Source organism: Pseudoalteromonas sp. SG45-5, from assembly GCF_014164085.1.
Taxonomy (GTDB): domain Bacteria; phylum Pseudomonadota; class Gammaproteobacteria; order Enterobacterales; family Alteromonadaceae; genus Pseudoalteromonas; species Pseudoalteromonas aliena.
Window position 1 is genome coordinate 1 of the sequence record NZ_JACJEM010000049.1, and the last position, 13922, is coordinate 13922.

The following is a 13922-nucleotide window of genomic DNA, read 5'->3' on the forward strand; positions in this document are numbered from 1 at the left end:
ACCACAACTTATCAGTGAGCATTAATCGGGGCATGGTAATCTCGTAAGGTTTGTTTTTGGCGAAGTAAATTATACGAGATTACCGCTTACGCACAAAATTCAAACAAAGATCAACAGCCCCTAAGCAAAACCCATGGTTAGACAAAATACTGGGTGTTGTGTTTATTGCCCTAGCCATAAGGGTGGTCATTAGTTTGTAGTTTTATAATTGGTTGTTGCTGAATTATTTGTACAAAATAGCTACAGCCAAAGTTCTCTGTGGTGCATACGTATTCATCACAATTTGATTACCTTTTAGTTACACTTTGTTGGTTGTGTTTCAACGGCACTGATATACCACATAACAATAACTAAAGGATACACACATGAAAAATTCAAACTAAGTGCGCTAATGCTGGCATTATTTGCTGCAAATAGCGCGATTGCAGCCAAGTGTAGCAACTCAGTTTATTACTCTTGCTTACAATGACACTAAATAACGCCACTTTGCTTTACTCAAATGACAATTCTGAAACGTTTATTGATTTTCAAACGTCATACAAATTTACCGATCCCCTAACAATGCTTTTGCAAGTTAATAACCTGACAGACAAACCGACCCAAAACTACTTTGGCACAAAGCAACGAACGGGTACGACTGAGTACTTTGGTCGTCAGTTTTATTTTGGTTTTACTTACAGTCATTAATTTAGCAAGTTGGAGCGTTTAAAAATGAAAATAATTAAAATATATAGCTACTTGCTAGCTGCGTTATACCTATTGGTTTTAATAGGCTGTGGTGGCAGCAAGGATGCAAAATCTGAGCAAGTGTTACTCACTTGTAATGCACCTCAAGTCCCAAATGAAGCTGGTACACAATGTGTCGAACCTGAACCAATAAAGTGTGCTGCCCCGACAGTTCCTGATGAAAAAAATGAAAGCTGCATTTTAGGTGCTGATCCTGCGTTACCAGAGCCCGTAGTTTTTCCTGGCGATAATGAGGCAATTTTGTTTTATAACCGCATAACAGACGCTGACTATGAAGGTTACCGATTACATTCGTGGAATGACGATGTATGCGATGCTTTTGCACCACCTTTTGATACGAGCGATTGGGCAGATGGTCATGTTCATGATGGGATAGATCCGAATTATGGTGCATATTGGATTATAAAACTCAAAGCTGGTTACAGCGAGTGTGCTAATTTTATTATTCATATAGGTACAGAGAGCACCGGTAAGGCATTTGGTGATGTTGATTTAACAATGCCATTAATGCAAGACGACGAAAAGTTTCAACGTATGAACTTTACTTTGCATGGTGAGCCGTCTGTTTTTGAGTTTCCTATTCTAAATTTAGGTGAGCGTCCGGTCGCTATTACAGGGGCTTCTGCACATTGGATAGATTTAAATACGGTACTGTACAAACCGAGTAATGAACTGAGTCAAATCATTAAATTATATAGCTCTGCAAGCGCGGATTTAAAGGTTGATGAAGAGACTGGATTAAATGGTCAAAGCATTGAGTTAATACAAACTAATTTAACCGATGAGCAAGCACTAAAAGTACCGCACTTGAGTAATTGGACCGCGTATCAAGGTAACTGGGATACAGAGGCCGCTAAGCAATTAATTAAACAACAATTGCTAGTGGCGGGTTTTGATGCTGATGGCAAGCTTCTTGAAGCAAGTTACGTTCAAACAGCAAAGGCATTAGATGCGCTTTATACGCAAAATGAAAATGATGCTAACGAGGCGCAACTAGGCGTTAATTACAACAACAATGCAATTGATGTATCAGTGTGGGCACCTACTGCCAATAATATGATGCTTAATGTGTTTGATGCCGATAAAGCACAAGTGCATAGCAGTGCAATGCTATTTGATAGTAATACTGGCATTTGGTCTATCAGCTTAGATAGCAAATACGATCGCCATTACTACCGTTTTGCGTTTGATGTATATCACCCAACCACCAAAGCGATTGAAAGTTTATGGAGTACAGACCCCTATTCACTTAATGTATCAAGCAATGGTTTGTATTCGCAGCTAATTAACCTAAATGACGATGCCACCAAACCACAGGGCTGGGATAAACGCAGTGTACCGACCATTACCAATCCAGAAGATGCGATTATTTATGAAGGGCATGTACGTGACTTTAGTGTGCGCGATACCAGTGTTAGTGCACCAAATCGCGGTAAATACCTTGCATTTACAGAGGATGAAAGCGTGCCAATGCAGCATCTTAAACAATTGGCTGATAGAGGTTTAACTCACTTTCATTTGTTACCAGTGACAGACATTGGCACCATTGAAGAAAATGCCGCAGAGCGAGTAGAAATAACCGATACGTTAGGTAAGTTATGTGAGCGTATTAACGATGAAGCCGATGCTTGTAAAACAGAAGACAAGAACAGCACCATTGTAAAATTGCTGCAAAGTTACTTACCAAATTCTGACGATGCCCAAGCACTTACCAGTGCTATGCGTGATCTAGATGGTTTTAACTGGGGTTACGATCCGCATCACTTTATTGCCCCTGAAGGGTCTTATGCCTCAACGGCTGAGGGTATTGCTCGCGTAGTTGAAACGCGCGCTATGGTACAGTCGCTACAAGAAATTGGCTTAAGAGTCGTGCTGGATGTTGTTTATAATCATACAACAGCATCAGGTATTTGGGATAAATCGGTATTTGATAAATTAGTACCCGGTTATTACCACAGATACAGCGAAACGAGCGGCGATATTGAGCAATCAACATGTTGTGAAAACACCGCCACTGAGCATGTCATGATGGATAAGTTTGTCACTGATTCATTAGTGATTTTAGCCCGTGATTTTGGGTATGATAGTTTTCGTTTTGATGTGATGGGGCATATGCCTAAATCGTCAATTTTAGCAGCGCGTGAAGCGGTTCAAGCAATCGATGCAGATAACTATTTTTATGGCGAAGGGTGGGACTTTGGTGAAGTAGCTAATAACCGTTTATTTATACAAGCAAAACAAGCTGATATGGCGGGTTCAGAGGTGGGTACTTTTAACGACCGTATCCGCGAAGCTATTCGGGGGGGAGCACTGTTTAGCAATAACCCAACCGATGGTAATTTAGCTGAGCAAGATACATTGCGGTTATCGCTTGCTGGCAATTTACAAAACTATATTCTAAAAGACTTTAAAGGCAATTCAGCGAAGGGCAACAGCTTTACGTGGAATACTCAGCCAACAGCGTATGCACTTGATCCTGCCGATAGCATTAACTACGTTTCTAAACATGACAACGAAACCTTGTGGGATCAACTGCAATACAAGCATATTGCAAACATGAGTATTGAACAGCGTGTACGCGCCCATAATATAGCGCTCGCAGTGCCACTTGTGAGCCAAGGTATCCCATTTATGCAACTGGGCGCTGATTTACTGCGTTCAAAATCAATGGATCGTGATAGCTACAATGCCGGAGATTGGTTTAATGCAGTTGATTTAACTAAGCAAAATAATAATTGGAATATTGGTTTACCTAACGCTGAAAAAAATCAAGAAAAATGGTCTGAAATAATGCCTATTTCGGGTAATCCTCAAGCTGCTGCACAACCGCAAAATATTGCTTATGCTGGTGGGGTTTTTCAAGAGTTTTTAGCTATTCGCAGTGCTAGCCCATTATTTAGATTAACCACCGAGCAAGATGTAATAGAACGTGTTGGTTTTCATAATGTGGGCAAAAACCAGCAACATGGCTTAATTGTTATGAGTATTGATGATGGGGAAGGATTAACCGATATTGATGCAAACAACGATGCGCTTGTTGTGGTTATAAATTCCACTGGGCAGTTTCTTACTCATAGCATACCAACGGCGAGTGGCTTTGAGCTACACACTGTACTTAAAAATAGTGTTGACCCAGCAATGGCTGCGGCCTCTTTTACCCAAGGCAATGGCAGCGGCAGTTTTAACCTACCAGCATACACTATGGCTGTATTTGTAAAACCGCAAGGTAGCACGCAAGGCGCAGGTTTAAGTGCAAATGCAACCGTTGGCACACCTGATGCGCTCCCTTTTGGTAGCACAAGTGTGTATGTTCGCGGTAGCTTAAATGACTGGGGCACAGCAAATCGCTTTGAATATGTTGGGGATGACGAATATCGACTTACAGCCACGTTAGCCGCAGGTAGTTATGAGTTTAAAATTGCCTCTGAAGATTGGGCTACGGTTGATTTTGGCGCGCTTTCAGATGCAGATAAAGAGGTTGTGGAAAAACAAAGCGAGCCTTTAACACGTTCAGGCGCAAACATGACCTTTACAGCTGCCATTGATGCGACGTATGTATTTTCATTTAATGCCAATGATAAAGAAAATCCAACCTTAAAAATTTATAATGAAGAGCCATTTGTTAGCACGCCGGTATTCGTTCGTGGCAGCTTAAACGATTGGGGCACCAGTGATGAACTAATATATCAAGGTAAAGGTATTTACACGTTTACTAAAATACTCAGCGCAGCCAGTTATGAATTTAAAATAGCCTCTGAGGATTGGAGTCGCGTTGATTATGGCTCTGCTGATACAGATATAAGCACTACCTTAGACAAAGCGAAACGACTAGCAATAGGCGGCGCTAATATGATGATAGATATTGCTAATGATGGTGAATACCAATTTATAGTGGATGCGAGCGATTTAAGCGCTGTTACATTAAGCATTTTAAATGCAGAAATGTTTGCAGATACGCAAGTATTTATCCGTGGCAGTTTAAATGGATGGGGAACAGATAACCCACTTAATTACCAAGGCAATGCGACTTACACAACGTCGTTAACCCTCGAAGCGGGTAATTATGAGTTTAAAGTGGCTTCTGAGGATTGGAGTACCGTTGATTACGGCGGTATTGGTGAATCCCCAATTGTAAATATAGGTGAACAGACTTTACTGGAAGCGGTGGGTGCGAATATAACGTTGAGAATTACTGAGCAGGGAAATTATACATTTAATGTTATTGGCCCTGATAAAAAAAACATCAAGGTATTAATCAATAAAAAATAACGCTATAAGCCGGTCAACTATATTGATCGGCTTATTATGTTTTAAATTAACCAGAGTTCAGGTTAAATTAGAACTGATAGCTAACCGACATCATGGCAGTTGAAATGTTCGCCGTATCTATAATTGGTGAGTTTTTAATATCAGAGTCTAATCTTGTGTAGCTGATCATAGCGCTTATATTCCATCTTTTATCCAGCTGATAACTTAGCAACATACCTGCGTTATAATTAACGGTAGAACCGAGTTTGTAAGGGGCATACGTGTTTGATTCGCCTTTTTCAATGCCGAAGTAGTAGTTTGATACCTTGCTACTATTGAGTTCAACACCAAATGAAGGTATTAACATAATTTGTTTTGATAGCTTAAATGGGTAGCTATAATTGGTATCAAACATGGCACCATCGCCGTGACCTAATACATCGTGTGATGCACTGGCACTAAAATGACCATACTTTGTGGCGTAGCTTACTTTAGTTCCTGCATAAAGAGATATTTCACGATCGTTAAGGGCCTTAATTGCAGTGATATCAGAGTCGGATGAATCAAAATTTTGCCCAGGTTCAAGTATAGCTGACCAAGTAAAGCCTTCATCTTCAACTAGCTTGTAATCCAGAGCAAAGCCTCTAAACGTTAGTTTTTCATCTTCATAGTTGATCATGGGTAAAAGTAGTATTTTGTTATCAGTCCCTGCATAAGGCGATCCTGTTGAAATAACGGCAGCACCAATCGACCACGGAGATTCATCCTGAGCTTGAGCCGTTATACTTGATAAAGCGAATGCACCAAGCAACAGTTGCACACTATTTTTCACATAAGTATTTATGATTACCTTCACTATTTATGTAATATCAATTGTATTAATAAAATTGGTAATAAGTTTATAAAATTTACGTTATTGATTGAACGCGTTGAGTGTAGCGACTAAAGCTAAACAGAGTTGTAAGTTAGTGTGTTAAATTTTATGTATGTGTAAGCAGTTGAACTAAAGTGTTGGATTGTACAAATTTTGACTGTAATTGCATTCAACTTTGCAATGAAGTACTTTGAGTCAATCGTTATTAAAAATCATAAAATTATGCAAGAAACTATTTTAAAAAGCGCATCGTTCGATTCTAAGGTAAAGCAGTACTGGATGGTTACAGCAATGCTATTTAGTTGCCTAGTACTGGTTACTATTCCGTTAATACCATTAATTTTACTTATTGTATGGCTGGTGGCAGGGCGAATTTTAGCGGCTATGTCGGCTGAGTTACTGCCACAAAAGCTAGTAGTTAAACGTGGGGTATTATTTAAAGAGGAAAAGTCGATACCGCTTGAGAAAATCACTGATGTTGGATTAAGCCAAGGCCCGCTTATGCGCTTTTTTGGGTTATATCGGTTAAGTTTTGAAACAGCAGGGCAATCAGGCCACGGTGCTTTAGTCTCTTTATTGGGAGTTGTAAATGCGGGTGAATTTAGAGAAGCCATATTGACTCAAAAAGATAACCTAAACGAACAATATCCTATTGCAGATGAACATGCAGAAGATCACCTTAACCAAGCGCTATTGGCGCGCTTAGTTGAGGTGGTTGAACGTATTGATACACGTTTAGCAGCGCTTGAGAAACAGCGTTAACTAAGAAACTCTCTGGCTAGAGAAAAAATAAACATCATAATGATTCAACGTGTTAATAAGCTCTTTAGCCAGAGTACAGATTATACGGTTAGTAGCTGAGGTTGGCCTGCTAGCATAATGAACCCTTTTTTACGCTCTTCAAGTATTTGGTAATCAGCCGCTTTAATTGTGCTTACGTAGTTCCACTGAGCGTTTGCCTGCTCTTTGGTAAATGTTACGGTGAGGTAACCACGATTAACTAAGTTGTTGTAAGCGAGATCGTTCACTAACAGTGCAATAACTTGCTCAATTTGTGCAACTGTTTGCGCATCTTGAGTTGTCAGCGCTAAGTACTCTTCTAGGCCAGGTGAAGATACTGACGCTGTTGCAAATTCAACACCTGCGTTTTTTGATGCCGCAATAGGGTTATTTGTATCTGTTTTTAGCTGTCCAGCCCAAGCATTATGGGTATCGCCCGCTAAGACAACGAGATTTTTTTGTGCAGCAACCGCTGTACCTAGTAGCACTTCTCGCTCATAAGCATAACCATCCCAAGCGTCTAAATTGTATGGTACAGTTGTTTCTACACGAGCAAGCTCAGCTGGAGTAACGGTTGGATCACCTTTAAGTACTCGGATTTTTATTTGCGCTAACTCAGCAAAGAGTATATTTGCTTGAGCAAGCATTGCACGTGGATCACCACCGCTGGCTTGTGTAGTTTGTAAGCTTGATAAGAGCAGCATAACCTCAATAGGTAAATGCATTTTAGTCATAAGCACTTGTTGACCAAGTACTTGCCAGCGATTATCTGAAGTTTTAATGCCATCGGTTAGCCAAGTTAGCTGCTCACTGCCAAGTAAAGCACGATCGTCTGCACCAAGCGCATTAACGAACTCACCTTGTCCTGTTGCAGTGCTTAACTCAAAGTCAGCATAATCTAGTGGTTTATCGCGGGCTAGCATGCGCGTATCTAACATGTATAGAGAAACTAAATTACCAAACTCAAAACGTCTATAAATACGCTCTTTGTCGGCTACATTACGAATAGGCATCCATTCGAAATAAGCTTGCAGTGCTTGTAATTTACGTTCGCTAAAGTCGCCTTCATCACTGTTATGATTTTGAGCTCCGTCGCGCCAAGTATCATTTGCAACTTCGTGATCGTCCCATACTGTGATAAACGCGCAGTGACTATGCGCAGCCTGTAAATTGCCGTCAAGTCGATAATTTGCATAGCGTTTACGATAATCGCTAAGGGTGATTATTTCCCCTTGGTTATCTTCTGGAAGCAGTCGGCCAAGTTTTGCAGCATCTTCAGTGGCATATCCATCGTTACCATATTCATAAATGTAATCACCTAAATGTATTACTGCATCCAAATCAGGTTGTTTCGCTATTTCGCCATACACATGAAAGTAACCAGCAGGATAATTAGCACACGAAACAACAGCTAGTTTCACTTTATCTATATCACCTATAGGTAAGGTTTTACCTTGCCCGACTGGTGACGTTTTACCATGTGCATTAAAGCGATAATAGTATGCAGTGTTAGGGCGCAACCCTTGCAAATCTACTTTAAGTGTAAAATCTGTGGCATTACTGATTTGCGCTTCACCATCATGACTAATGGTAGTGAATTGCGGATCAAGCGCTACTTGCCATTGAACTTTTAGGCTATTAGTTGTTGTATCTTTTGGTGTTACTCTAGTCCAAATGATTAAACTATCATTGAGTGGATCTCCACTCGCTACACCATGATCGAAGCTCACAGGAATATGAACATCGCCATTGTCATCAAATGCGCAGCCAGTAAGTCCAAAAGATAAAACAGCAGCGCCAAAACCGGCTGCTGACGCCTTTAAAAAAGTTCTTCGTGTAAACGACATTAGTTGTACCTGTTTAATGTAAAACTAATGAGTCTACCTTATTTTTGTTACGTTTGTGTAACATTATAGGGTGTTAAGTATCTTTTTTATTTCACATGTAATAACAGTGACATCTTTGTAACCAATGCGGGTAAGTGCTTCTGCAGCTAATGTTGCTCGTGCAGCGCTAGCGCAATGCAAGTAGATTGGACGTGTCGCGTCTTTTTCTATTTCCATTAATTTCATTTCAAGCAATCCACGTGGGATGTTTATTGCTCCAACAGCCGCTTTTATTGCATGCTCAGCGGGCTCTCGTACATCAATAAGTAAACCTTTATTTTGTTCAAGCTCTTGTTTTGCTTGCTCTGCGTCAATACGGCGTTGGTTAGGTGTGATAGTTTTTAGTAAATCAGGGATTGAAGTAAGCATGAATTTTATTCCTTAACATTAAGTTTGCGTAGTAGTGCGATAGCTGGACACCAACCGCTAAAAGCGGACTGCACTAAATTCAGTGCAATAAAAATAGTAAACCATATCCAACGAGGATCAACAAAGGTTTGTAGCAATACAGATACAATAATCATGATGCCTGCAGTTAAACGCAGTAAATTATTTAGCTTCATTTTAGTTTCTATTTTTAATATTTTATTTACTATATTCGATCTTCCTATATTAGTAAATTCTAATATTAGACATTTATAATGTATCTATTTATACTTCACTTACTTTTTATAATAAGAGCGCGCTATGAATATAGATTTTACCGCAATGGCAGGCAATGTAGCCGAAGCTGAACAGCTATTAAAGATTTTGGCTAATAAAAATCGTTTAATGATTTTATGTTCACTCCAAGATACAGAAATGAGTGTTTCGCAACTAAACGAAGCGGTTCCGTTGGCACAATCTGCACTTTCTCAGCATTTAGCTGCACTGCGAAAAGCGAATGTTGTGGCTACACGTCGTGAAAGCCAAACTATTTACTACCGTGTTATTGATGATAATGCCGTGCAATTACTGAGCACGCTATACAGTTTATTCTGTAAAGGTTAATGTTTATGAGTTCGATTGATAACGCAGTAAAAAGTAGCCTTAATGGCCGTATTCCTATCATTATTTTTGTGTTATCTATCTTGCTTGGTCTATTTGCGCTAAAACAAACTCCGCGAGAAGAAGAACCGCAAATTGTAGTGCCTATGCTCGATATCTACGTATCGACTCCAAATATAGAGGCTCCAGAAGTTGCTCAGCTAGTCACGCAACCACTTGAAAAGTTATTAGCCCAATTACGTGGCGTAAAACATATTTACTCAACGACACAAACTGATGGTGCAGTAGTGACACTGCGCTTTGAAGTGGGCCACAATCGTGAACAAGCTATACTTGATACTTATGCAAAGCTTTACAGTTACGAGCACACGATGGCGTCGGTTATTAGTCATTGGCAAGTACGGCCAATTGAGGTAAACGATGTTCCTATTGTTATGTTGGGGCTGTACAGTAAAGATCCAAAGCTTTATAGCGATTATGAATTAACTCGTTTTGCGAATGAGATTGCCAATAATCTACAGCGCATCGAACACACCAGTGAAGTAAAGGTAATTGCAGGGCGGGAGCGCGTTTTAACTATTAACCTGAATGCCAGTGCATTGGCCGCTCATCAAACAACATTGAGCGATGTATATTATGCTCTGAGTGTATCTAATCAGCTTGTTCGAGTTGGAAGTATCGTTAATTCGCAGCAGCAAATAATACTTCAAGCGGGCGATGTGCTTAGAAATAAATCAGCTATTGAGCAACTCATAGTTAATGTTGTGAACGCAAAGAGCGTATACATTACTGATGTGGCAACAGTAATAGATGGACCCGCAGAGCCTCATAGCTATCAATGGTTAGCGCAATCAAATTCACAGCAAAGTTTGCCGATGGTTACATTAAGCGTTGCCAAACAAGGTGGCGCTAATGCCGTCACACTTGCTAATGATGTCCACACTGTAATGAGCGCACTTAAAAATTCATTATTGCCCAAGGAGATTGATTACACCGTACTACGAGATTACGGACAAACGGCTGACGAAAAAGTAAATAATCTAACTTCTAGCTTAGTGTTTGCTGTATTTACGGTGGTGATATTTGTTGGTGTATTTTTAGGTTGGCGAGCTGCAATTGTGGTTGGGTTGGCAGTGCCAATTTGCTACGGGATAACACTTACACTAGATTTTGCATTTGGCTACAGCATTAATCGCGTTACGTTATTTGCACTGATACTCTCGCTTGGCTTACTGGTGGATGACCCTATTACTGGTATTGACAATATTAGCCGCTTTTTAAACAAAAAAGGAGATAAAAAGCAGCAAGTTGTAAGTGCAATGAGTGAGATCCGTACTGCATTAATAATGTCGACTTTGACAATAATGGTTGCGTTTATTCCGCTAGCATTTATTACCGGCATGATGGGGCCATACATGGCGCCTATGGCATTTAATGTGCCCGTAAGCGTTATGGTTTCTACCTTAGTTGCTTTTTTTGTAACGCCATGGCTTGCTATGAAGCTGTTAAAGCCGAGTTACAACGCGCCTCAAGCAACAAATAAAATAGGTATGTATGAGCGCATACTTACCCCATTATTACTCTCTAAAGCACGTGCAAAATGGATACTTTGGATAACTCTAAGTTTATTTGTGTTTAGTGCTATGTTACCCGTTTTACGATTAGTACCTCTTAAGCTCTTGCCATTTGATAATAAAAACGAGATACAAATACTAATAGATATGCCAGAAGGCACAAATTTAGAACAAACCGCAGCATTAACTCGCAAAGTACAAGCACTTACATGGCAACTTAATGAAGTAAGCGAAGTTGCAGCTTATGTTGGTCAGCCTTCCAGTATGGATTTTAATGCCATGGTACGAGGTTATTACCGCCGAGAGGCCAGTAACTTAGCTGAGCTAAGAGTGTTGCTGCTTGATAAAGGTGAGCGTGAACAGCAATCTCATGGGGTAGTAATGCGTTTGCGTGAACAACTCGCACCTCTTTCTACACAAGGTATAAACATAAAAGTAGTTGAAGTGCCGCCAGGGCCGCCCGTTTTAAGTACGTTAGTCGCTGAGGTTTATAGCGATCCCTTTGTGGATGATCAAACTCATTACTTAGCAGCTCAACAAGTGGCTCAGCGTTTAAAACAAGAGCCGCATGTTGTCGAAGTTGATACATCATTAGCCGAATCGTCGCCCCTTCAGCGTTTTATTACTGATAAGGGTAAGGCGGCCTTATCGGCAATATCCACACAAGACATAACTCAAGCTTTGCAAATTGCAGCTCAAGGTATGGACGTTGGTACGATGTATTTAGAGGGGGAAACACAGCCTGTGGCAATTCATTTACAGCTTCCCTTTGATGAACGCAATCAGTTGTCTCAATTACTCGCACTACAAATAAGAGGTGATAGAGAGCTTGCCAAAAGCAGTAGCGAATTTGGTTTAATAAGCTCACCGCGTCCATTAGTCGCGCTTTCAGAGATAGGTGAGTTTGTTGATTTAAACGTCGCTAAGCCTATAACCCGAAAAGATCAGCGTAATGTGATTTATGTAACGGCTGAGCTAAATGGTCGTACGCCCGCTGCGGTTATTGCCGATATAAATAGTGATTTAAAGGTAAATAATAACGATTTTGTTCAAACAAGTTGGCTGAATAGACATTTTTTTAATAACGGCGGCACGGCCGCTTGGCAATTACCGCAAGGTACACATGTGACGTTTAGCGGAGAGGGCGAGTGGCGTATTACTATTGACGTATTTAGAGATATGGGGATTGCCTTTGCTTTTGCATTGAGTGCTATTTTTATAATTTTACGAATACAAACCCAATCGGTAAGTTTGTCGCTCATTATTATGTCGGCTATTCCCTTAACCGTAATAGGTATAATGCCTGGGTTTTGGCTATTAAATCAATTTGGTGAGCGCACTATTGCAGGGGCACCAGAGCCGGTGCTATTTACCGCTACCGCAATGATAGGAATGATTGCATTAGCGGGTATAGTAGTGCGTAACTCGCTTATTTTAGTTGAGTTTATAAATCAAGCTCGCGCACAGGGTATGGTAATCAAGGATGCATTAATTGCCGCTGGTACACATCGTATGCGGCCAGTTTTATTAACTGCAGGTACTACATTATTAGGTAATTTGGTGATTACACTCGACCCTGTTTTTAGTGGGCTAGCAATAGCGATTATTTTTGGCATTGTGGCTTCTACATTATTTTCGCTTTTTGTAGTGCCGCTTGTTTATTATTTAGTGTTTGCACACACAGAGGAAAATACACATGCAAGATAAATCAAAACTTTTAGGCGCATTAGCTGCCTTACTAGTGATAATTATTGCTGTGTTATATATGGCGGGTAGCTTTTCACAAAAGCAAAGTACAGGTTTAAAGCAAAATAATATAGCTAATTACAGTGGTAGTGTACTCACTATTTCATTGCAACCAATAGCAAAAGTAGAAAAAGTACCTGGGAGCGTTATTGCCAAACAAAACACACAAATATCATCACGTATCATGGCGCAAATAGAGACGTTAAACGTACGTGCGGGCGATAAAGTAATAAAAGGAGATGTGCTTATCACTTTGCAAAAAGACGATATAACAGCTCAAGTAGCGCAAAGTACTGCACAAATAAATGTAATTAAGGCATCACTCAATCAAGCCAATAAACAGCTAATACGTATAAAAGAGCTAAGTAATAAGCATTTAGTGTCAGTAAGTGAGTTGGACGACGCACAAGCCAAGTTTGATAATTTAACGGCAAGTTTTGCGGTGGCTGAGCAGCAGCAAGCTCAAGCAAAAATAGCTCTTAGTTTTACCTCTATTACTGCGCCCATTTCAGGTGTCGTTGTTGAGCGTTTAGTTGAGCCAGGTGACACCGTAATACCTGGTAATACTTTATTGGCACTTTATAACCCAAAGCAGTTACAAGTAGAGTTTAATATACGGGAGCGCCAGGCAGTAAAACTAAAAATTGGTGAGCGTTTAAAGGTTATATTCCCTTCATTAAATACACAAAGCGATGCAACGGTGAGTGAAATAGTACCTGTAGCAGATAAAGCCGCACGTAGTTTATTAATTAAACTCGACTTTGATTCGCAACTAGGCTTGATGCCAGGCTTATATGCGCAGCTCATATTGCCTCTAAATAAAGCACAAGGTGTATTAGTACCAATAAGTGCGGTACATAACGTTGGTGAACTTAATATGGTATATATTATTGAGGATGGACAAATACAAAGGCGATTTGTTCGTTTAGGCGAGGTTGTGAATGCACAGCAGCATGTTGTCGCAGGGTTAAACCCTGGCGACATAATTGCTATTGATTATAACGTTAGCCAGACTAAATAACCTGAACTCTGGATAATAAATCTATCTGGAGCAGCTATTTTCAGCGCTAACTGCGTTGA

At 40.2% G+C, this 13922-nt stretch carries 9 protein-coding genes and 2 pseudogenes; 7 read left to right on the plus strand and 4 right to left on the minus strand.

Translation table 11 applies throughout. The annotated features are described in order from the left end of the window. Positions 1-116: 116 nt before the first annotated feature. From H5119_RS20705 to H5119_RS15210, 3 genes and pseudogenes are all read left to right on the plus strand, one after another. Positions 117-200 (plus strand): annotated as a pseudogene (locus H5119_RS20705) (LysE family translocator); the annotation flags it as partial. Positions 201-498: 298 nt separating this feature from the next. Continuing rightward, positions 499-687: pseudogene (locus H5119_RS15205) on the plus strand (hypothetical protein); the annotation flags it as partial. A gap of 24 nt (positions 688-711) precedes the next feature. After that, on the plus strand, positions 712-5016 hold the full coding sequence (locus tag H5119_RS15210) for an alpha-1,6-glucosidase domain-containing protein (RefSeq protein ID WP_182702860.1): 4305 nt from the start codon (positions 712-714) through the stop codon (positions 5014-5016). A gap of 67 nt (positions 5017-5083) precedes the next feature. Here H5119_RS15210 and H5119_RS15215 read toward each other — a convergent pair whose 3' ends face one another. Further along, complete coding sequence (locus H5119_RS15215; protein ID WP_310737450.1) at positions 5084-5815, minus strand: MipA/OmpV family protein; 732 nt, start codon at positions 5813-5815, stop codon at positions 5084-5086. 276 nt (positions 5816-6091) lie between these two features. Here H5119_RS15215 and H5119_RS15220 point away from each other — a divergent pair, with 276 nt between their 5' ends. Next, positions 6092-6631, plus strand: a complete 540-nt coding sequence (locus tag H5119_RS15220; RefSeq protein ID WP_138584530.1) for a PH domain-containing protein — start codon at positions 6092-6094, stop codon at positions 6629-6631. An 80-nt stretch (positions 6632-6711) separates the two neighbouring features. Here H5119_RS15220 and H5119_RS15225 read toward each other — a convergent pair whose 3' ends face one another. The 3 genes from H5119_RS15225 to H5119_RS15235 form a co-directional block, all read right to left on the minus strand. Further along, positions 6712-8496: an alkaline phosphatase gene (locus H5119_RS15225; RefSeq protein ID WP_182702861.1), complete on the minus strand. Its 1785-nt coding sequence runs from the start codon at positions 8494-8496 to the stop codon at positions 6712-6714. A gap of 63 nt (positions 8497-8559) precedes the next feature. Continuing rightward, positions 8560-8904 (minus strand): rhodanese-like domain-containing protein, encoded by a 345-nt coding sequence (locus tag H5119_RS15230; protein WP_077536325.1) that lies wholly within the window; start codon positions 8902-8904, stop codon positions 8560-8562. Positions 8905-8909: 5 nt separating this feature from the next. After that, positions 8910-9098: a DUF2892 domain-containing protein gene (locus H5119_RS15235; RefSeq protein ID WP_077536323.1), complete on the minus strand. Its 189-nt coding sequence runs from the start codon at positions 9096-9098 to the stop codon at positions 8910-8912. A 124-nt stretch (positions 9099-9222) separates the two neighbouring features. Between H5119_RS15235 and H5119_RS15240 the strand changes: the two genes are divergently transcribed. Genes H5119_RS15240 through H5119_RS15250 form a run of 3 tightly spaced genes read left to right on the plus strand, consistent with a single transcriptional unit; the run spans position 9223 to position 13863 of the window. Beyond that, complete coding sequence (locus tag H5119_RS15240) at positions 9223-9525, plus strand: metalloregulator ArsR/SmtB family transcription factor (RefSeq protein WP_077536321.1); 303 nt, start codon at positions 9223-9225, stop codon at positions 9523-9525. A 5-nt stretch (positions 9526-9530) separates the two neighbouring features. Further along, positions 9531-12803: an efflux RND transporter permease subunit gene (locus H5119_RS15245; RefSeq protein WP_182702862.1), complete on the plus strand. Its 3273-nt coding sequence runs from the start codon at positions 9531-9533 to the stop codon at positions 12801-12803. Beyond that, on the plus strand, positions 12793-13863 hold the full coding sequence (locus tag H5119_RS15250; protein ID WP_138584529.1) for an efflux RND transporter periplasmic adaptor subunit: 1071 nt from the start codon (positions 12793-12795) through the stop codon (positions 13861-13863). The genes H5119_RS15245 and H5119_RS15250 overlap by 11 nt, the downstream gene beginning before the upstream one ends. The last annotated feature ends 59 nt before the right edge of the window (positions 13864-13922 follow it).

Bases quoted from the DNA above. Each gene is read 5' to 3' on its own strand.
- H5119_RS15210 (WP_182702860.1), top strand. From the start codon at position 712: ATGAAAATAATTAAAATATATAGCTACTTGCTAGCTGCGTTATACCTA.
- H5119_RS15250 (WP_138584529.1), top strand. From the start codon at position 12,793: ATGCAAGATAAATCAAAACTTTTAGGCGCATTAGCTGCCTTACTAGTG.
- H5119_RS15230 (WP_077536325.1), bottom strand. From the start codon at position 8,904: ATGCTTACTTCAATCCCTGATTTACTAAAAACTATCACACCTAACCAA.
- H5119_RS15245 (WP_182702862.1), top strand. From the start codon at position 9,531: ATGAGTTCGATTGATAACGCAGTAAAAAGTAGCCTTAATGGCCGTATT.
- H5119_RS15220 (WP_138584530.1), top strand. From the start codon at position 6,092: ATGCAAGAAACTATTTTAAAAAGCGCATCGTTCGATTCTAAGGTAAAG.
- H5119_RS15235 (WP_077536323.1), bottom strand. From the start codon at position 9,098: ATGAAGCTAAATAATTTACTGCGTTTAACTGCAGGCATCATGATTATT.
- H5119_RS15225 (WP_182702861.1), bottom strand. From the start codon at position 8,496: ATGTCGTTTACACGAAGAACTTTTTTAAAGGCGTCAGCAGCCGGTTTT.
- H5119_RS15240 (WP_077536321.1), top strand. From the start codon at position 9,223: ATGAATATAGATTTTACCGCAATGGCAGGCAATGTAGCCGAAGCTGAA.